A 21,469-nucleotide genomic window follows, 5' to 3' on the forward strand; every position below is an offset into this window, starting at 1 on the left:
CCAATCAATTATTTGATGTAAATAAACATAGCCGAGCATTGCGTGATGTTGTATTTTCTGCGGCCGTTCAATATGGTCCCGGTGAAGTTGTTAATCTTTTTAAAGAGGCAATGCAATATGTTCCGGGTTGGGAGCCTGATTGGAACTTATCTTATGTAAACGACATTAAGTTTGACTGGGATTTAATTAATGGTGCATATGAACAACGAAAGTTGCATCCATGGAACTATGAAGGTAATCCTAGTTGGTTGCGTGAAAATCTTGTTGAACGATTCGATGCAGAAAAAGCACAAGCATTAGAAATGTTCTCGCAAGAAATGCAAGAAAGGGGTCTATGATGAGCCTTTGGACTTTTAAGGTATTATGTTACCTAAAACGACATAAAATTCTCATAGGGGGGCTAATTTTAATTATTTTAGCTATTGTAGGGGTATCTATATATAATTCACATCAAGTTAAAAAGCCTGTGTTATTAAAACAGGAGCAAATAAAAGATCCTGTAAAACTGGCTAATGCAATTCATATTACTAAAGATGAAGCACAACAAGTTGTTTCCAAGATGGAAACTGCTCAACCGGTAACCACATATTATGTACAGGCCCCTACGGTAGAACAGGCGGCCAAACAAACGCAACGGGCTATCAAACATGAGGACCCGGCATTACCTAAAGCAGCAACGGAAAAGGCGGATAGAACCGCAGTAGTTGCTAATACGGATAAACAAAAGGTGGACGTTTATAAAATCAACCTAAACAAGGCTCATAAGATTAAAGCTGGTGTAACGGTATTAGATAGTAAAGCCTATGAGACTATTGGCTATCAAGCAGGCAAAGTTGAAGTATTAGCACACTTTGACGGACAGCATTTTGAAGGTGGTAGTGTTCTATATACAGTAAAGGAATGGTGATCTACATATCTACCTAGTGTAAGAGGTTGGACTTACAGTTAGTCTGTAAATGTATTAATTTTAAAACTTATTATGAATAAGTTTCAAAAAATAACAATTTAAAAACTAAGAAAGGATAATATTATGGCAAAGACCTATGAATTTAATAATAAGATTTACAATTTCGCTGAGGATATTCAAGTACCGGAAGAAGGTTTATTTGAAGCGACGCTAGTTGATGAAAATAACCATCGATGTGAAATGGTATTTCGGAATGGCAAATTATTTCGTCTAACTGAATTAGATTAGAAGTAAAAATCGCAAATTTTACCACTAAACATAACATTGAATAGTAAATTACAACAAAAGGGGTACCCAATCGGTACTCCTTATTTTTTTGACGTCAAATAAACGTCAAAATTTATATGTTATTATTGATGATTTTTGCATATAATTATTTTATGTAAAAACATGGCCACAATGATTATTACTGGAATTTAACTAAATATATGAAAATACTAAAAATATATGATAAAATACATATATTATGACTAGACGGTGGCTGAGCCATTCGATGATTTAAAGGGGACCTATGAACGTAGTTTTATCCACATTAAATTCAAAATTTATACATTCTTCTCTGGCTTTGCGTTATCTCAAAGCTTATGGGCAGGCTCACGGACAGGCATACGATATAGTAGAATATACTATTAATATGCCTGTTTTACATATTCTTAGCGATATTACAGAGCGCAATATTGATGTATTGGGCTTTGCTTGCTATATCTGGAATATCGAGATGACTTTACATGTTGTGGACATGGTAAAAGCTGTTCGACCAGATATTAAAATCATCTTAGGTGGTCCAGAGGTATCTTTTACAGCAGATGAAATTTTAAATCGTTGTACTGCTGTTGACTATGTTGTACAAGGTGAAGGGGAAGAAGCTTTTTATCAACTTATTAGTGCACTAATAGATGGAAAGGATGGTTTAGAAGACGAGATCCCTGGAGTACGTGGTCGCCATATTTCTGGCCAACTCTTGGGCTCTACTGATACGGTGGAGGTAAAAGATTTGAGTACCATACCATTCCCTTACGTAGAAGAGGATATGGTCGATTTAGAACATAAAATCATCTACTATGAATCCTCTCGGGGGTGTCCATTCTCTTGTCAGTACTGCTTATCTGGGAATAAGAATACAGTTCGTTTTTTCCCGCAAGAAAGAACACTCAAAGAACTACAGTGGTTTATCGATCATAAGGTAAAACAAGTTAAATTTGTTGATAGAACCTTCAACTGTGCACCGAAGCATCATCGTCCATTGATGGAATTTATGCGCGATGCTGATTCAGAGATGAATTTCCATCTAGAAATGGAGCCAGAACTAATGACGGAATGGGAAACAAATATTCTCTGTGAAACACCTCCAGGTCGTATTCAAATCGAGGTAGGGGTTCAAAGTACGCATAAGAAAACCTTAGATACTATTAATCGATACAATGATTGGCCGTACATTCAAAAGGCTATTCGTCCTATCATTGAAGCAGGTCGAACTCATGTACACATGGATTTAATCGTAGGTTTGCCTTACGAGAATAAACAGCGATTTGGTTTATCCTTTAATGATCTTTTTAGTTTACAACCTCATGCGTTACAAATAGGGTTCTTGAAACTTTTAAAAGGATCTGGTGTACGTCGCATGGATGAGTATCAATATATTAGTGATCCTTTAGCGCCATATGAAGTACTAAGCACTCACGTGCTCCCTTATAGAGACATACGCTTTTTAAAACACTTTGAAGATGTCTTTGAACGCTTCTATAATAGCGAACGATTTAGAACAGTATTCGGTTATATTGGTAGTAAGCTCATAAAGGAACATACTGATACATCTATAACTGGTGAGGATAGATTAACTACTAATCATGTACCACCTATGAAAAAGTACGATCCATCTAAAGTGGAGATAAAAAAAGATGCCTTTTCCTATTTCTGTGACATGACACAGGCTTGGCTCGATGCGGGTAATCATAAGATTAATTTAAAAGATATTGATCAAATTGAGTTTTTGTACAATTTCTTCTTAGCTAAAGGTGATACAGTGGCTGCCGAATTATTACAATATGATACACTCGTTAGTTATCGCGGTAAGGTTCGGAGTGAAGCCGTTGGTTTACCGAAGCAGACAAAAGAACTTTTACAAGAAGGGGAAGCATTCTGGCGCAATGAAGAGATTGCATCTCAGTATATTCCTAACTATACATTTAAAGAGTGGCGCAAAATTCGTCAACAATATGTAGAAATGCCTATGTCTAAGGACACGGCTAAAGTGTTAGGTATAGAGAATGTACCAAATGTACCTTTTACAGTTGTAATCGACGTAAATAAAGAGGTTAAACCCTTTATACGTCCTGAAGTAGAGGCTTGCTAGTTACAATTAGTTATATAATGTTAAGGCATATATAGTTAAGAATTGTAGACTAATAAGCGATGATTGGTTAGTTTAATAGGAGTGTTATGACCGATACAACGAGACCAAAACGATACCGCATGGTATCTAAATATTATAAAGAAACCTATGGGGAAAAGGTTTATAAATTGCCTGTAGCATTACCATTGACTTGTCCAAACCGAGATGGTTCAGCTGGTGTTGGAGGCTGTACCTTTTGTGGTGAAATTGGGGCGGGCTACGAAAACCGTCCTGCGTGGATGACGGTACGCATGCAATTAGAGGAAAACATTGCTCACATAGGCCCTAAGTATAAGGCTAAAAAATTTATTCCTTACTATCAGAACTTCAGTAATACCTATTTGAGCCTAGATGATTTTAAAAGCTATATGGAGCAAGGCTGCATTGATGAAGCCGTGGGCATTGCTATTGCAACGAGACCCGATTGTATTGCCGATGAATACTTAGAAATATTGGCGGATATTAGAAATCGATTTCAAAAGGATATCTATATTGAGTTAGGTCTTCAAACGGTTAACTATGAGACATTAGAAAAAATTAATCGCGGTCATGATTTAGCCCAGTTTATTGATGCCGTATTACGGATTAAGTGCTATGGATTTAACATAACAACTCATATGATAGTTAATTTACCATGGGATACCATGAAGGATACTATTGAAGGGGCTCGCATTTTGTCAGCCCTTGGTGTAGATCAAGTTAAATTACATGCGTTGTATATCGTTAAAAATACATTGATGGCCAAGTGGTATCAAGAAGGTCAGTTCACCTTAATCAGTGCTGAAGAATATGCTGACCGGGTTGTTAATTTTGTACGTCATTTACACCCTGACATTGTATTGCAGCGCCTTGTAGGTAGAGCGCCTGAAGATAATACGCTTTTTACAAATTGGTCCATGGGTTGGTGGCGCGTACAAGATTTAATTGATGATAAGCTAGACGAGCTGGATGCACATCAAGGTGATCTATGTGATTACTTAAATGGTAAAGCAGTTCGTAAATTTATAGATTAGGAGGTTGTATGCGCGAACAAATATTTACATTTCCTACATATGACCTAGCACAATCCATACTAGGTCAACATAATCGATATTTACATATGATGCTTGAAGTCATCTCCGCCGATGTAGTAGCTCGAGGTGATACGGTAGTTATCAAGGGTGATGAGAATCAAGTTAATGCCTTCTATCGTACTCTTGAAGAATTAGTATTTCTCTATCGAGAAGGCAGTACGATTACTGAGTCTCAGGTGCGCATTGCGGCTAAACTCGTGGCTAATGGTAAGGCTGATGCTGTACATAATATGTTTGAAGATACCTTATCTGTTAATATGCGCGGCAAAAATATTACGCCTAAAACGGAAGGCCAAAAATACTATGTAGACAGCATTCGTAAAAATACCATTACTTTTGGTATTGGTCCTGCTGGTACAGGGAAAACGTTCTTGGCGGTAGCTTTAGCTGCATTCTATTTAAAAAACCGTAATGTGGATAAAATCATTTTGACTCGACCTGCCGTAGAGGCTGGTGAACGATTAGGCTTCTTACCGGGTGAATTACAAGACAAGGTAGACCCGTATTTGAGACCTCTCTATGATGCATTACATGAAATGTTTGGAATCGAGCAAGTACAACGTTTTATGGAACGAGGGACAATTGAGGTCGCACCTTTGGCATATATGCGTGGACGCACATTGGAAAATGCCTTTGTCATTCTTGATGAGGCTCAAAATACGACGGCAGAACAGATGAAAATGTTCTTAACCCGTTTGGGTAATAATTCTAAAATGGTTGTAAATGGTGATAAAACGCAAATCGATTTACCAGCACGCATAGTATCAGGCCTTGGTGAGGCTGAAAAGGTATTGCGTCATGTGCCGGGTATAAATATGGTGTACTTTAGCGATCAAGACGTAGTTCGTCATGACTTAGTAGGTCGCATTGTAAAAGCATACGATGCGTACCATGAGCGTAAATTAGTGGGTGAAACTACAACGACTGAAGCACCTACAGAGAATGTAGCGAAAGGGTAACTATGTACATACATATTAGCTATGATGAAGGAATTGAAGAGGATTCTAATATAGAGGCCATTATCCGTAAGGTTTGTGACGAAGTGAGTCGCGTATATGGTCTCGAAGAAGATGAAATGAGTATTTTGCTGTGTGATAATGCAAAGATTCATGAACTTAATAAAGAATATCGCGGTATCGATAGACCTACAGATGTATTGTCCTTTGCTCTTAATGAGGGGGACGATTACGAAGGTAGTGAAGAGGAACATCATTTACTAGGGGATATGATTATATCCTTGGAGAGAACTCGTGAGCAGGCTATCGAATATGGACATAGTTTTGAGCGTGAGTTAGCATACTTGACGACTCATAGCTGTTTACATATCTTAGGCTATGACCATATGAACGACGAAGAAAAAAAAGAGATGCGCACAGAGGAAGAATTTATCCTAGGTAATCTCGGTTATGTGCGGGAGGATGCACCATATAATGAATAACAAGGAACATTTTAAATCAGGCTTTGTAGCCGTTGTAGGTCGCCCAAATGTTGGTAAATCTACCTTAATTAATGCTTTAATTGGTGATAAGATTGCTATCGTATCCGATAAGGCTCAAACGACTCGCAACCGTATCATCTGCGTATATACGGATGAATCCAAACAAATCGTATTTATGGATACACCAGGCGTTCATAAGCCAAAACATAAGTTAGGCGAATTCATGGTAGATGCTGCTATCGAGTCTTTAAAAGAAACGGAAGCTGTTTTATTTGTTGTAGCAGGCAATGAAAAACGTGGCCCTGGGGATAACTTCATTATTGAACAATTAAAACGAGTAAAAGTTCCCGTATTTTTAGTGGTCAACAAAATTGATACACTTAAAAAAGAAGAGCTTTTAGAAGCAATTGTTTCTTATCAAGATGCATATCCATTTGCAGGTGTAATTCCTATTTCTGCAAAAGATAAAGAGAACTTGTCTGAAATTCTTAAGGTTCTAGAAGAAACACTGCCAGAAGGTCCACAATATTTCCCAGAAGATATGATTACGGATCAACCGGAACGCCTTATTATTTCCGATATCGTTCGTGAAAAAATTTTGTTGGCTACACGGGATGAGATTCCTCATGCTATCGCCGTAGATGTAGATGAAATGAAAACACGTGATGATGGTACTACCTATATCCGCGCTACAATTTACTGTGAAAGAGACTCTCAAAAGGGTATTGTTATTGGTAAAAAAGGTGCTTTGTTAAAGCAACTTGGTGCTGAAGCGCGTGCAGATATTCAAAAACTCTTGGCTACAAAGGTTTATTTAGACCTTTGGGTTAAAGTTAAAAAAGATTGGCGAAATAAATCTGGTATGTTATCTGAACTTGGTTATAGAAAATAATTTGATATAATAAAAAGATAATAAGTATTTCCATAATCATATGAAAGGAATAAAGATGGATAGTGTAGATGGCCTAATACCCGTTGGGTTTGGTCTGTTATGTATTTTTCTAATTAACTTTTTTGTGGTTGCAAAGTTCTCCTTTGCCCGCCTTCGTAAAGAACATGTGGAGGATATGGATATCCTTTTAGAAAAGGATAGAGAGTTTTTATTAAAGCTCTATCAAAATCCTGAGTATTTTCTAAATACTACGCAGTTTTTGATTTTATTCTTTATCTTGGCTCTTGCAGGCACTGGTACCTTTGTATTTGATAATATCGTTGATCGATTAGTGGCGGTTCTTAATATTCATAGTACCTGGATGCATTTGGTACTAGATGTTATTTTATTGCTATTAATTAGTTTAATCGTCTTAATCTTCGGCGAAATTGTACCTAAAGCATTGGGCTTATCCTTCCCTACGAAATACGTGAATACCTATAGCCGTATTGTGGTGGCTGCCGGTCGCTTGGTATATCCTTTTATTTGGATTGCTAGTAAAATCTCCAATGTTATTCTAGGCTTTTACAAAACAAAATATTTAACGGAGCTAGACCTTGTGTACTCTGAAGAAGAAATTCGTATGATGATTTCTCGAAGTCACGAGGAAGGGCAACTTGACCAAGTAGAGTCTGAGTTAATCGATAATGTTTTTAACTTTGTAGATCGCATGGCTAAAGAGGTTATGGTCCCTCGTCAAGACGTAGATTGCGTATTCGTTGAGGACGGTTACGATGAAGCGATGAAGGTTATTCGCTCTAAAGTACATACACGTTATCCACTCTGTGTAGAGGATAAGGATCACATTATTGGCCTTGTTCATATTAAAGATTTAATGGAACGCCCTAATCAAGCCCGTAAAGATTTGCGCAATATTAAACGAGATATCCTTACTGTTCCTGAAGTAATGAAATTATCTACCTTGTTGCAATATATGAGAAGGCGCCGTATTTATCTAGCCGTTGTAGTAGATGAATATGGTGGCATGGTTGGTCTCGTAGGCTTAGAGGATATTATCGAAGAGTTGGTTGGGGATATACAAGACGAGCATGAGCCGCATTTGCCGGCTACGATGTCCTATGCAGATGGTTCCTTCGAGTTTGATGGCAAGGTCCTCGTAGACGAAGTAGAAGAGATTATGAATATTGAAATTGATAATTCTGACTCTGATACGATTGGGGGCTATGTCTTTGGTTTATTAGAACGTACACCAATCGTAGGTGATACGGTGGATGCTCATGGTTATACCTTTGAAGTTACGCAAATGCAAGGTTATCGTATTTCTCGCATTAAAGTAACACCTATACCAGTAGAGGAGCCAACGGAAGAAGAAAATGAAGAAGCTTAATGGTGGTTTTAATACACCTGCCATCGTCATAAGTCGAAAAAAATATAAGTTATATTCCGTATTTACCTTTATTACTCCTGGCTTAGGTCTCATTCGAGCATCGATTCCACATAAGCGAATGATAACGATGCGCAACAGTTCTTATTTACGTCCATTTAGTGCCATGTATATTACAGTCGTACCTGATGGGGAATATGTAAATGTTACGCAAATTGATGGCTCTTATGTGGTAGAGTCCTTAGATGTAAACCTCGATAATATTGCTTATGCAGCGGTAGCGAGTGAGCTCATTCAAGAATTATTTGCCATGTATGACGTAGATCGTAAAGTCTTTGATACGGTAGTAAATTACTCCAAGCAAATTCGACGCCGCAATGTGCAATTGGGAACGATAATGCTTGGATGGCAATTATTATCTCTCGCAGGGGTTGTACCTAGTGCTAATGCTTTTAGCCATCAAGATGGAATCGATCCATTTTGGATGCAGGTGAGAGAATCAACAAGTCTTACTATTTCGCCCTCTGTAAAAGCCGCATTACCTCAGATTCTAGCTTATCAGTGGGGTGAAGATACGCCTTTAGAACTTCCGAAAACAATATGGAAGGAACTAGAAAAGCTATTATTTGCATATTGCGAGCAAGAAATAGGTAAACCATTACAAAGCGTTAAGTTTTTAAACTCTATAATTTAGTGATAGTAAAAAGGCAGTTTGAGAAATCAAACTGCCTTTTGTTGAAATATTTATGAGGTACTAAATGGATATAATATTCTCTTCGTTGCCTATAGACAAAATAAATGAAGATAAAACTTTAGATTTACAAGAAATTCAACAGATATATAATTTTCTTTTAATTAATGACTATTATATATCTGCTGATTATGGGGTAATAAATAAGTTATTTCAAACGATGGTTTTAAACAATCGTTGGGATCCCAAAATGGCACTCAGATACTTTGACTATTTATGTTTCTTAAGTTGGGAATATGAAGCTATCATTGTTAGAGATCTTTTATTAGATAATCATGTTAGCTTAGCTGGGGAATTTTGTTTAGAAACAGAATTAGTAAAAGATGGACTAAGTTATTTTAGAGATGATGCCATTTGGAGGGGAAAGGATTATGATAGTGACATTATTTTGGCATCTATGTCTAAATGGGCCATTTATTATGATGAAGAAGAAAAAAGGTTTCATAAAGTGAAACCGTCAATGATAGAAAATATTATTATTAAGGAAATTGACGCTGAAAAGGGTCTTTATATTATTGGAAAAAAATAATTCTAATAGACAAATGTACATCTGTAATTGACACTTTTTATAACAATTATTTATAATATAACAATGTTATATTATATGTTTTTATAGGAGGTCATTATGCAGCTTTTGGGAAATCTCAAAATACATTTTCTAGCGCTCGTACTAACCGTAGTCGCTGAATTTATAGGCATAAAAAAACTAGGTCCCGTTGTATTATTGCCATTATTGTACACATTGATTCTAGGTTTATTAATTTCTATTCCTAAGTTTAAAATCCTTACCATTAAACAAATGGAAAAATCCGCTGATTATATCGGTATCGCCGTTATGATTTTGATGGTAAAAGTAGGCTTAGGTATTGGTCCAAATCTTGGTATTCTTACAAGCGCGGGTTGGGCATTGTTATTACAAGAGCTTGGTCATTTCTTTGGTACTATTGTATTCGGTTTACCGGTAGCATTATTAGTTGGTATGCGTCGAGAAGCAGTAGGTGCTTGTTACTCCGTAGACCGTGAGCCGAACGTAGCAATTATTATCGACAAATTTGGCTTTAGCTCTCCTGAGGGCCGTGGCGTTATGGGCATGTACATCTGTGGCGTTCTTATCGGTGCTATGTGGTCCTCCGTATTGGCTGGCATGTTGGCACAATCTGGTTGGTTTCATCCATTGGCATTAGCTATGGGCGCTGGCGTAGGTAGTGCTAGTATGATGGCGGCAGCTACAGCTCCAATCATTGCAGTATATCCAGATTATGAACAACAAATTATGGCTCTTGCTGGGGCTGCAAACTTGTTGACTACCGTTCTAGGCGTATACTTTGGCCTATTTGTTTCGTTACCAGTTATGGAGAAAACATACAACTTCTTTACAGGCCGTACCCGTGAACAAGATTTAGCAGAGGAGGCAGCACATCATGAGTAAAAGTGAAAAATTAACACAATTTGTCATCGTTATTTGTATCGCTGCTATCATCACTGCAGTAGGTAACGTAATGGATGGTAAACATCTATTTAGCGATAGTTTAGTTGGCGTAGCTATCTTGGCAGTTCTTGCTACAATTGGTGCTTTAATCTCTAACTTGCCATATGCTAATAAATTACCTATGGTATTCTGGGTATCTTTAGTTGGTGTTATTGCATCATTACCAGGTATGCCTGGCCAAGAATGGATTATTGCTAAAACTAGTCAAGTTACATTCCTTGCAACAACAACACCTGTACTTGCTTATGCTGGTTTATCCTTAGGTAAAGATCTTGGTGCATTCCGTCGCTTATCTTGGCGCATTATTCCTGTTGCACTAGCTGTAACAGCAGGTACTTTCATCTGTGCAACAGCATTAGCCCAATTAGTACTTCATTTAGAAGGTTTAATTTAATACTAAATCATAATGTTAGATGTCTAAATTATGTTAAGATATAATTATAGATTTATATTTTAGAAGATATCTATACATCATGATGACATGATCGACCGTATTTTATACGGTCGATTTTATAAAGGAGATAGTATGAGCCGTATAACAAAGGAAGAAGCAAAACAACGTGTTTGTAAAGCTATTGTTGATGCACAACCGCGTTTACGAGAACTAGCAGAATCTATTATGGCTGAACCAGAATTGGGTTTTAAAGAGGTAAAAACCTCTAAAAAGGTTCAAGATATGTTTGATGAACTTGGCATATCTTATACTACTGGTCATGCACTGACAGGTGTAAAAGGTCGTATGAAAGGTCGTGACAGCAAATATACAGTTGCCATGATTGGTGAACTAGATGCCATTCTTTGTCCGCGCCATCCTCGTGCTGATGATTTAACGGGGGCAGCACATTGCTGTGGTCACAATATTCAAATTACGAATATGTTTGCTGTAGCAATGGGCTTGCAATCTGTTATGGATGAACTTGCTGGCGATGTAGTTCTATTTGCTGTTCCAGCCGAAGAAATGATCGAAGTTGATTACCGCAATAAATTGCGTGAGCAAGGTAAGATTAAATATATGGGCGGTAAACAACAGCTTATTTACGAAGGTGCTTTTGACGATATCGACATGGCCATGCAAATGCATGTGGAAACTGCAAAGACACCGGCTGGTGAAATGGGCTTAGGTAGTACATCTAATGGCTTTGTAGCTAAATTGATTGAATACCATGGCAAGACAGCTCATGCAGCGGCGGCGCCTCACGAAGGTATCAATGCTCTTAATGCTGCTTTGATGGGCGTAATGGGGGTTAACTCCATTCGTGAAACTTTCAAAGAAAGCGACTATTTCAGATTCCACCCAATTATTAATCAAGGTGGTACATTGGTAAACTGTGTGCCTGATTATGTTCAGGTTGAAAGTTACGTGCGCGCCTCTAATATTGAAGCTATTGTAGATGGCAATCATCGTGTAAATCGTGCCCTAAAGGCAGGTGGTGATGCAGTAGGGGCCACATGTGTTATCAAGGACCTCCCTGGTTATTTACCGATGCGTAATGATGAACGTATGAATGCTCTATTGCGAGAAAATTCAAATCCTATCTTTGGTGAAGCCAATGTATATCAAGGCCCACATATTACAGCTAGTACAGACATGGGGGACGTATCTCACTTGATGCCGGTAATCCATCCATGGGTAGGATGCATTAGTGGTGTACTACACAGCGCAGAATATGAAATCTCTGTACCTGATGTAGCATACATCAAAACAGCACAAGCATTGGCTATGACAATCGTAGACTTACTATACGATGACGCAGCAGGTGCTAAAGATGTATTAGAGAATTTTACACCAGCATTAAACAAACAAAGCTATATTGAACTCTTAGACCGTATTGCTAAGGGTGAATAAAATAAACCACCTATTGAAGATAAATTGATTATCTTTGATAGGTGGTTTTACAGTTTAAACTCTCTATTGACTATCAAAATAAAAACATAATAAAATATAAAGCAGGTTTACATTTTATTACAAAAGGAGAAATATGAAAAAGAGAGAATTATTATTCTGTCTAAGTTTAGTGTGTATGGTACCAATACATATTTGGGGTGCTAAACCTATTGATACTCAAGAACAACTAGATAGAGCGAGAGAACAACAACTAGCGAGAGAGGCGCGGCTTGGAGAGGGACGAATTACAGTACAAACAGGTGGAATAGATTTTTCATCTGGTTCTTTAACATCACAAGATGGTTATACAGTACCGGCACAACAGCCAGCACATGTAGAGCCATCTTTTTTTGTATCTCATATCCGTTTTGTTGAAGAACCTATTAGTCAGTCTGCAGAATTAACATATAGTAATATGATAAATACTACTATGGATCAGACGACATTTGTGGATAATAGTTCTGCAGCAAGTGTACGATTAATTAAAGGTCCATTATATTATGAAGCACAAAAAAAGAAGATACAATTAGATGTGCCTAACGAGTTTACGTTTCTACGTAAAACAATTAAACCATTTGTAAATCGTAAACTTACAGTTGAAGATGTAAATAGATTATCTACTAACTTAAATACTGCACTTATAGAACATGGATACGTCACGTCTCGGATTGGCATTCCATCCCAATCATTAGCTTCAGGTAATCTACAATTTAATTTACAACTCGGTCGCGTAGAGTCTGTCTTATATAAAACGTATGCACAACCATTGCCATGGCAAAATGCATTTCCTATTCGTGAAGGGGATATCCTTAATATTCGAAATATAGAACAGGGTATCGAGCAAATGAAGCGAATTGGCTCTCAAAATGTGTCTGTTGAGCTTGAGCCAGGAACAAAACCGTTAGCTACGAATATTGTACTTGAAACTACTAAAAAACCAGCAATTCATGGAATGATATCCATAGATGATTCTGGATTAAAAGATACTGGTAAACTACAGTGGACGGCTACAATTGGAGTTGATAGGGTATTTAATGCTAATGATTCATTAAATTTAAGTATTAATCGAGATGCTGCTCAAGATGGTGAACGAAAAGGTAGTCGAAACCATACTATTTCTTATTCAATACCTAGAGGAAAGGATACCTTTAGTATTTCCTATAGTGATATGAAATATCATCAAACGATTAATTCTATGGCTACTCCATTTATTAGTTCTAGTCATGCCAAAACTGTAAGAGGTTCGTGGAATCATGTATTTCATCGAGATCGAACGACTAAACGTAGTTGGGATATTATTATCAGCAAGCGTAATGCTAAAAACTATATTAATGATGTAGAAATTGCTGTACAACGTGCTAATACAGCTTCTTTAGAAGTAGGTATATCAGAACGGAGATATATTAAGCAAAACACGTTATACTCTAGAGTGGCTATTAAACAAGGGGTTGGTTGGTTTGGTTCGCAACCAGAATATGGTAATGGAGCGCCTAGTACTCGATTTACACAACTTTTAGTAGATGTGGATTATCAAATTCCACGTATATGGGGACATAGACCAGCAAGTATTACTACATCTTTCCATGGACAATGGACATTAGGGGATAAACGTTTATTCTCTAGAGATATGATTAGTCTTGGGAATCGATATACTGTACAAGGATTTGATGGTGAAAATACACTAATGGCTGAAAGTGGTTGGTATATGCGTAATGAGGTTGCTAGTTACATCCCTAAATGGAAATCAAGTATTTATGCTAATATTGATTTTGGCGCCGTATATGGTCCAAGTACAGAGGTATTAACAGGAAAATTTATTGCTGGTACTAGTCTTGGTATAAGAGGACAATTTAAATCTGGATTATTCTATGATGTATTTGTTGGGGTTCCTTTATATAAACCAAGTGGTTACAAAACTGATTCTGTAACCGCAGGTTTCCAAGCAGGTGTGCGGTTCTAATATAGTATACGTATTAATTGAGAGAGTAAATATGAAACAAAAACGATTACAATATAAAATTGCAGTATGGCTTACTATGGGGTTAATGATTGTTGATCCTTTAGTCGTATCGTTTGTATATGCAGAAAATCCTATAGAGGTAGATCGAAATGCGCCACATGAAAGACAAGCCATGATTGGACAAGCTGCTAATGGTGTCACATTAGTAAATGTCGTAGGCCCTAGTGCTGGTGGAGTATCTAGAAATGATTATACTAACTTTAATGTACCACAAAATGGTGTAATTCTTAATAACTCTTACCAAATGTCTAATACTAAGCTTGGTGGTTATGTACCTGGTAATGCTAATATGATGCGTGGTTCTGCCAATGTCATTGTTAACGAGGTTACTTCACACAATCCAACTAATATGAACGGGTTTATTGAGGTAGCAGGTCGTAAAGCTTCAGTAGTTATAGCAAATCCTAATGGCATTACTGTAGATGGTGGTGGATTTATCAATACAGATCGAGCAGTATTAACTACAGGTAAACCTGAATATGATTCAGCGGGAAATCTAAACTCATATCGGGTAGAGCGAGGAGCCGTTGCTATTAATAGAAACGGTCTTAATGCCAAAGAGGCTAACTCGTTACAAATTTTAACAGAAGCAACCAATGTAAATGCCGGAGTGTGGGCTAACACAATTGAAACACGTACTGGCAAGAATAGAGTAGATGCTAATACATTAGACACTCAAAAGATTGGTGATTCTAGCAATGTTGGTTTAGATGTCTCTGCTATTGGTGGTATGTATGCTAATTCTATTACCATGAAAGGTACCAATACTGGTCTTGGTGTAAATGTTAAAGGTGTAGTCAGCTCTACACAAGCATCTAGTATTACTAGTGATGGCAAAATCATAGTTGATGGTGGTGTTACGAGTAATGGCAACACTACGTTAGCGGGTCAAAGTATTGCCATTCACAATAGTGGTGTGGTTCAAGGTGATGTATCTACGACTGTAAATAGCCAAGAAACACTAAATAATAGTGGTCTTATTAACTCTGGAAATACTACGGCCATAAAAGCTAAATCCGTAGATAATCATGAAGGTGGACGTATTTATGGTGATACAGTAGCTATTAAAGCTAATATAGTTACAAATCATACTAATAGTGAAATAAAACAACGCTATCATAAAGCTGGTAAAGAGCTAGAAAAGGCAAAGAATGAACTTGATGCCGAATGGAATGCTGATATATCTAAATATAAGACCAAGCCTGAGTTAGAGGCACATCGTCAACGGATTAAAGATTTAACAAAAGCGTATGATGATGTACAAGAGAAGGTTACTGCTATTAAGGCAGAACTAAATTCTCATAAGTCTGGTGTAATTGCGGGTCGTAATCACGTTAATATAACTTCAGATACAATAGATAATACTGGTAAAGGTCTCATTTATAGTGGTGGAACTATGGACCTTACAGCTAAACAAGGTATAAATAATACGGGAGCGACTATTAAATCCGTTAAGTCTATTGAATTAGATACACCTGTAGTAAATAATAAAAATGTTGCATTAGGTGTAAAGCGTGTTTCAGATGGGATTACTAAAAATCCAGATAAAATTAAAGTTACTCATCCACATCATAAATTAGAAGGACAGGTATTTGATAAGTCTGAGTTCCCATATGCTGATGATTCAAGTGGTTATGGTGTAGCACATATCAAACCAGTTAAAACGCCTGAAGATGAAGCCTATAATAAGGAAATGAATAAGAATGAGAATCGAATAAATCAGTTTACAATCATTAGAAGTGAAGCCGAACAAACTCACAAAAAGGTTACTAATGATGACCCAGGTATCATTAGTAGTGGTGGTGATTTAATAACTAGTGGTATACTTTATAATGATAATAGCAGAGTGATTTCAGGAGGAACTTTTAAGACAAATGGCTCGATACAAAACATATCAGATATGATTAGTGATAAGACTTTTATTACTGGCACTACTCAAGAAAGTAGAACAGAAAAGAAAAGGAAACGTCACGGTTATAGAAGTAAACGTATACGTGTTTGGGGCCCTGAAGTCTTTATGACACCGTCGATTACTGAAGAAAATGTAAAACCAATTGGTACTCTAAAAGAGAACGCTGAAGATAGAGTATCTAACGCAACTATTAAAAAGGTTAATGATAGTTTAGATCCCTATGGTCTGGGTGGGGGCAAAGGTAAAGTAAGTCAAACTATAGATGGTTTATCGTTACCAACAGAGGCACTATATCAAATTCATCCTGATATTACGGCTAATGCTTTGATAGAGACTGACCCTGCTTTTACTAATCGAAAGAATTTTTTATCCTCTCAATTTATTATTGATGCCTTGGTAAATAATCCTGAAAGAAGATTCAAACGCTTAGGTGATGGATTCTATGAACAGCAACTTATTAATGAGCAAATTGTATCCGCTACAGGCAAACAATATTTAGAAGGGTATACAGATAATGAGGCTGAATATAAAGCGCTATTAGAGGCCGGTATAGCTTTTGGTAAAGCGTTTAAATTAGCTCCAGGGATATCTTTATCTAAAAAACAAATGGAAGCTATAACGACTGATATGGTGTGGTTAGAAACTAAAACGGTTGTAGTAGATGGAAAAGCTCAACAAGTTTTGTATCCTAAGGTATATTTAGCGAAACAACCTGCAAAATCTGTTGATGCAATGGGTGGAATCATAAGTGGTAAAGCCATTGTTAGTAATACTAATGCAGATATTCTAAATCAAGGCATTATGACTGCGAATACAATTGTATTAGGAGCTAATGATGTACAAAATACAGGCCGTATAGATGGACGTAAAGTGACTATTAAAGCATCACAAGATGTAAAAAATACAGGTAATATTCATGGGGATAAACAGGTTACTATTAATGCTGGTCGTGATATTAATGTAGGTGCTCATGTAGATAGATTACAACATCACGATATTGTTGGTCGACAAGGTACTATTGGTGTAGCAAAAGATGGTGATTTAGTTTTATCTGCCAAACGAGATGTTAACCTTAAAGGTGCTATTGTTCATACTGGAGAAAATTCTAAAGCAACGATTGAGGCTGGTCAGAATATTAACTTAACAACAGAAGCATTATCTGCTAAAAAGGATATGACTGTTATTAGTGATAATTATAATCGTACTGACCGCCGTACAGAATTAGGTACTGCTATTTTAAGTGATAGCAATGTTACTTTACGAGCGGGAAATAATGTAAATATCCGTAATGGTATTGTTAATAGTGAACATGGCTTAACATCAGTTGAAGCTGGAAATGATGTTACTATCACTAATGGGAAAAGCTATAGCCGTGATGAATATGGTCTAAAATACAAAGAAAAAAGTTTACTATCTCGCACCACTAATATCATACGTACAGATCACGAACATACAGGTGTATTATCTTCTACAATTGGTGGCGATACGATTAATGTGAAAGCTAATCGTAACGTTTCGGTAACAGGTTCTAATATTTTAGGAACAAAAGATGTATCAGTATCAGCAGGTAATGATGTGCATACGGATTCGGGTGAAGAAACTCAACGTGATGATGTATATCAATATAGTAAAAAGTCTGGACTAATGGGCGCTGGTATAGGATTTACTATTGGTAGTAAAAAAGTGACTGATACATTAGATGAAAATTCTAGAATAAATGTAAATACATTAATTGGTTCTGCTAATAGAAAGATTAGTATTGATGCTAATAATAAGGCAGATCTCACTAGTACTGATATAATTGGTAAAAATGATATTGTAGTTAGTGCTTCAGATATAACCCTTGATGGTAAACATGATACTATAGCTTCAAAACAGGTACATGAGGAGAAACAATCCGGTTTAACTGTTAGCTTAGGTGGATCTATTGCTTCAGCGCTGACTACTGCACGTGGATTACAACGTAAGGCTAATAGTCGTGATGATAAACGCTTAGGAACTTTAGAATCTCTTGAAGCTGGTAAGGAACTTAAAAAAGGTTATAGCAAGATTCAAGAGTATAAAAACTTTACTCCTGATTTTGTACGAGATGAAGCACAAAAATCAATAGTGTCTGGAATACTTAAAGAACAAAAAGTAAAAGAAATTGATAGTCTTCTACAAAATAATAAATTAACCGATAAAACTAGAAAGGCATTAGAAAAAGAAAGAAAAAGATTAGCTAAAGAAGCAAGTTATGAAAAAGCAAAAGGTTATAATGACTTAAATGACATAAATGGGGATCAAAAGCAATTCAAAGAAAATAAACGGGCAAAAAAAGATGGATTAGCTAATATTCATGTAAGTGTTGGCTCTAGTAAAAGTAGAAGCGAATCAAGATTAGATAGTAGTAAGTATGCAGGAGGGCATATATTATCTGATAATGGAATTAAATTAGTTACAAAACCAACTACGATTGATTCAGGAGATATACTGGCTATTGGTGAAACCATTCGAGGAGAATCTGTTGAATTGGATGCGAGTAGAAATCTCTCTCTACAAGCTGGAACAAATACAACTACTATAACTGATAAATATGATAGTAAGGGGTGGTCAATTGGAGCTAACCTTAGTGTAAATGGTGGTGGCTTACTAGGTATTGATGCTAATTATAATAAAGCAAATGAAAATGGTACTACAGTTAAAAGAACTCATTTAGGGACGGTTGTTCAAGGTAATAAAGTAATAACAAACTCTGGAGCTGATACTGCTATTGTGGGATCAAAAGTATATGGTGACTCCATTCAATCTAAAATAGGTGGGAATTTAACAATTAAAAGCTTGCAAGATAGTGAAACCTATAGAGGCGAAAAGAAAAATGTAGGATTTAGCATATCTACAAATGGTACAAAATTAGGTGGCGTATCTGCAGAATATTCAAAAGGTAAAATGACTAGTGATTATGCTAGTGTTACTGAGCAAGCTGGACTATATGCAGGTGCTGAAGGATTTAATATCACAACTAAAGGAAATACTACATTAGAAGGTGCTGTTATTGATAGTAAAGCAACAGTAGACAAAAATAAAATATCAACGAATTCCTTAACAGTTAAAGATATTAAAAATAAAGCTGAATATAAATCTAGTAATACAGGCTTAAGTTATACATCTGTATCTGGATTTAAAAATTTAAGTCAAGCAGGTAAAGATGCTGTGTATAACTCTTTAGGTTTGTTGCCAAAATTATTGCCGGATTCAGAAAAATCAGCTGAAAGTACTACAAAATCTGTTATTGTTAATGGTACAATAATAACAGAATCCTCTAATATTGATATTAATAAGATTTCCAAAGATACTAAAAATAGTCTAAATAAACTTGATACTATTTTTGATAAGAAAAAGGTTGAAGAACGGCAAGAATTAGCACGATTATTTGCAAAAGATGCATTTGAGCAACTTCATTATTGGGAGCCTAAAACAAAAGAAGGAAAAGCTGCAAAGGCATTAGCGCATGCAGTAGTTGCTGAAACATCTGCACGTATAGCTGGAAACCCTACAGGTAGTGGCTTCTATGCTGGTGCAACAAATGAAGCCTTGATTGGTGAAATTCAAAAAATTGCTAAATCTAATCCTGCTGTAGCACAATGGCTAAGTGCAAGTTTAGGGGCCCTAGTAAATCATGGGCTTGGTAAATCTCCAATTACTGGTGCGACTGAAGCACAAAATGCAACAAAAAATAATGCATATGGTGTAATGAAAGAAAATAAAGAACTCGAATTTTGGGATTATTATTATATTATCGATCTTTATGGTAATGTGTATAAAAGAACTAACACTGGTGATTATATAGTATCTCCATCAGTGGTTCGCAATGGTACTTTAACAACTGTTGTTAAACAAAATCCTGCAGAAGGTTATCAATCTGACGGCCAAGAAGTATTTGTTTACCCAGATGGTTCATATGTTAATATTGATGAGCCTTTAGGAAAAGTGCATGTAGGTTCAGCACATTTGCTAACAAATACAAGTTCCTCATGGGATAATCCTAGTGTAAATAATCCTGCAGTAGTTGAAGAAACACCAAGAGTTATAGATGAATGGCCAGAAGAATCTACAGGTAAAATTTATAGAGTTTATAGTAATAGCTCAGAACCAGTATTTACAGGAGAATACCAAGGAAATAGGAATTTAATGTCAGGTGCTACTGCAGTTTATAATCCAGATCATAAAGCTTGGTATGCTGGTGGATATGTTATTTATCGTACTGCTGAAACTGACTCTATTATTCGTAAGCAAAGTTTAGAACAAAAAAAGGAATCAGTAATAGAGGTTATTAATAAGCCGGATACAGGTATTGGTATAATGGCTGATACTGTAAGTTATATGACAGATTATAAAGGTCTTGAATATGGTGGAACTGCAGTCACTTTTGGCCAAGTTGCACCTAAGTTTTTTGATAACAACTCACGATTTGAGAGTTTTCCAGGCAAATATTTAGCAGGGGTTAGTGATTTTGGAAGTGAAGCACTAAAAGCAAGATTAAGCTTTAGTACTGCAAATGCATTAGCTACTGCATACGCAGGAAAGCAAGTTATGAATCCATATCCTAATAATTTAAGTATGGCTCAAGGAGTTTTATTTGCTATTTCTGGTGGGTTGATAGTTAATCAAACAATTTCACCAACTATTAATATTACTAATGAAGAAATTAAAAATAAAATTAAAGATATTGAAAATGAATGGAAGAAATAAAAGATATGGAACTTTTATTAATTGGTTTACTGCTGTTTAACTATATGTTAATTAAAAATCAACATAATAATCTCAAAAAATTTATAATAGTTTTTTTATTTAGTAATATATGGGGAGGAATAAATCTTTATTCTATGTATGAGCATATTAATGGTATTGAAAAAATTAATACTTTATGCACATTACTCCTTATTTTGGCTGGTGAATATATATTTTATTATCGATATAAGAAAGGAAGATTGGAAGGAATATCTAAAATATATTTTGATATAAATAAATCTTTGTCTATCATTATAATTGTATGTTTTAGTCTTATTGGAATAGTATTTCTATTCTGGGAATTATTGAAGTAAATATTACGAAAAATTATTTTTATGCATTTCCAATATTTTCAATAACTTCCATTATATAAGGAATGTCTTATGATTTTATTACTGGTATCGAAATACACTATGATTTTTACATAATTTCTTTTATTTGCTTCTCAATATTTTTATTGTGTTGAAACTAGCTTTACGTGTATAAAAGAATAGTT

At 36.0% G+C, this 21,469-nt stretch carries 16 protein-coding genes and 1 pseudogene; all 17 read left to right on the plus strand.

What is annotated here, in order from left to right:
- Window positions 1–338: pseudogene (locus Q0507_RS02010) on the plus strand (hypothetical protein); the annotation flags it as partial.
- Window positions 335–907, plus strand: a complete 573-nt coding sequence (locus tag Q0507_RS02015; RefSeq protein WP_298711621.1) for a hypothetical protein — start codon at window positions 335–337, stop codon at window positions 905–907. The pseudogene Q0507_RS02010 and the gene Q0507_RS02015, both read left to right, overlap by 4 nt.
- Before the next feature lie 123 nt (window positions 908–1,030).
- A complete protein-coding gene (locus Q0507_RS02020) occupies window positions 1,031–1,195 on the plus strand; it encodes a hypothetical protein (RefSeq protein ID WP_298711625.1) in 165 nt (54 codons plus the stop codon).
- Window positions 1,196–1,478: 283 nt separating this feature from the next.
- Window positions 1,479–3,320 carry a B12-binding domain-containing radical SAM protein gene (locus Q0507_RS02025; protein WP_298711628.1) on the plus strand — a complete coding sequence of 614 codons (1,842 nt, stop codon included), beginning with the start codon at window positions 1,479–1,481 and terminating at the stop codon, window positions 3,318–3,320.
- A gap of 86 nt (window positions 3,321–3,406) precedes the next feature.
- Window positions 3,407–4,372 carry a TIGR01212 family radical SAM protein gene (locus tag Q0507_RS02030; protein WP_298711631.1) on the plus strand — a complete coding sequence of 322 codons (966 nt, stop codon included), beginning with the start codon at window positions 3,407–3,409 and terminating at the stop codon, window positions 4,370–4,372.
- A gap of 8 nt (window positions 4,373–4,380) precedes the next feature.
- Window positions 4,381–5,391: a PhoH family protein gene (locus tag Q0507_RS02035; RefSeq protein ID WP_298711634.1), complete on the plus strand. Its 1,011-nt coding sequence runs from the start codon at window positions 4,381–4,383 to the stop codon at window positions 5,389–5,391.
- A gap of 2 nt (window positions 5,392–5,393) precedes the next feature.
- Window positions 5,394–5,870, plus strand: a complete 477-nt coding sequence (gene ybeY, locus Q0507_RS02040; RefSeq protein ID WP_012864418.1) for an rRNA maturation RNase YbeY — start codon at window positions 5,394–5,396, stop codon at window positions 5,868–5,870.
- Window positions 5,863–6,762: a GTPase Era gene (gene era, locus Q0507_RS02045; protein WP_298711638.1), complete on the plus strand. Its 900-nt coding sequence runs from the start codon at window positions 5,863–5,865 to the stop codon at window positions 6,760–6,762. Before ybeY ends, era begins: the two co-directional genes overlap by 8 nt.
- Window positions 6,763–6,817: 55 nt before the next feature.
- On the plus strand, window positions 6,818–8,149 hold the full coding sequence (locus tag Q0507_RS02050; RefSeq protein WP_298711641.1) for a hemolysin family protein: 1,332 nt from the start codon (window positions 6,818–6,820) through the stop codon (window positions 8,147–8,149).
- Window positions 8,136–8,840 (plus strand): DNA repair protein RecO, encoded by a 705-nt coding sequence (locus Q0507_RS02055; protein WP_298711644.1) that lies wholly within the window; start codon window positions 8,136–8,138, stop codon window positions 8,838–8,840. The genes Q0507_RS02050 and Q0507_RS02055 overlap by 14 nt, the downstream gene beginning before the upstream one ends.
- A gap of 64 nt (window positions 8,841–8,904) precedes the next feature.
- Window positions 8,905–9,426, plus strand: coding sequence for a hypothetical protein (locus tag Q0507_RS02060; RefSeq protein WP_298711647.1), 522 nt, complete (start codon window positions 8,905–8,907; stop codon window positions 9,424–9,426).
- 96 nt (window positions 9,427–9,522) lie between these two features.
- Window positions 9,523–10,326 carry a DUF3100 domain-containing protein gene (locus Q0507_RS02065; protein ID WP_012864410.1) on the plus strand — a complete coding sequence of 268 codons (804 nt, stop codon included), beginning with the start codon at window positions 9,523–9,525 and terminating at the stop codon, window positions 10,324–10,326.
- Complete coding sequence (locus Q0507_RS02070; protein ID WP_004695934.1) at window positions 10,319–10,780, plus strand: hypothetical protein; 462 nt, start codon at window positions 10,319–10,321, stop codon at window positions 10,778–10,780. Before Q0507_RS02065 ends, Q0507_RS02070 begins: the two co-directional genes overlap by 8 nt.
- 132 nt (window positions 10,781–10,912) lie before the next feature.
- The gene (locus Q0507_RS02075; protein WP_298711650.1) at window positions 10,913–12,232 is read left to right on the plus strand and encodes an amidohydrolase; all 1,320 of its coding nucleotides are present in this window, start codon (window positions 10,913–10,915) and stop codon (window positions 12,230–12,232) included.
- 133 nt (window positions 12,233–12,365) lie between these two features.
- The gene (locus tag Q0507_RS02080; RefSeq protein WP_298711653.1) at window positions 12,366–14,231 is read left to right on the plus strand and encodes a ShlB/FhaC/HecB family hemolysin secretion/activation protein; all 1,866 of its coding nucleotides are present in this window, start codon (window positions 12,366–12,368) and stop codon (window positions 14,229–14,231) included.
- Window positions 14,232–14,262: 31 nt separating this feature from the next.
- Window positions 14,263–20,934: a hemagglutinin repeat-containing protein gene (locus Q0507_RS02085; RefSeq protein ID WP_298711656.1), complete on the plus strand. Its 6,672-nt coding sequence runs from the start codon at window positions 14,263–14,265 to the stop codon at window positions 20,932–20,934.
- Window positions 20,922–21,287 carry a hypothetical protein gene (locus tag Q0507_RS02090; RefSeq protein ID WP_298711658.1) on the plus strand — a complete coding sequence of 122 codons (366 nt, stop codon included), beginning with the start codon at window positions 20,922–20,924 and terminating at the stop codon, window positions 21,285–21,287. Before Q0507_RS02085 ends, Q0507_RS02090 begins: the two co-directional genes overlap by 13 nt.
- Window positions 21,288–21,469 lie beyond the last annotated feature (182 nt).

The sequence above is a fragment of the uncultured Veillonella sp. genome (assembly GCF_938010505.1).
Classification (GTDB): Bacteria; Bacillota; Negativicutes; order Veillonellales; family Veillonellaceae; genus Veillonella.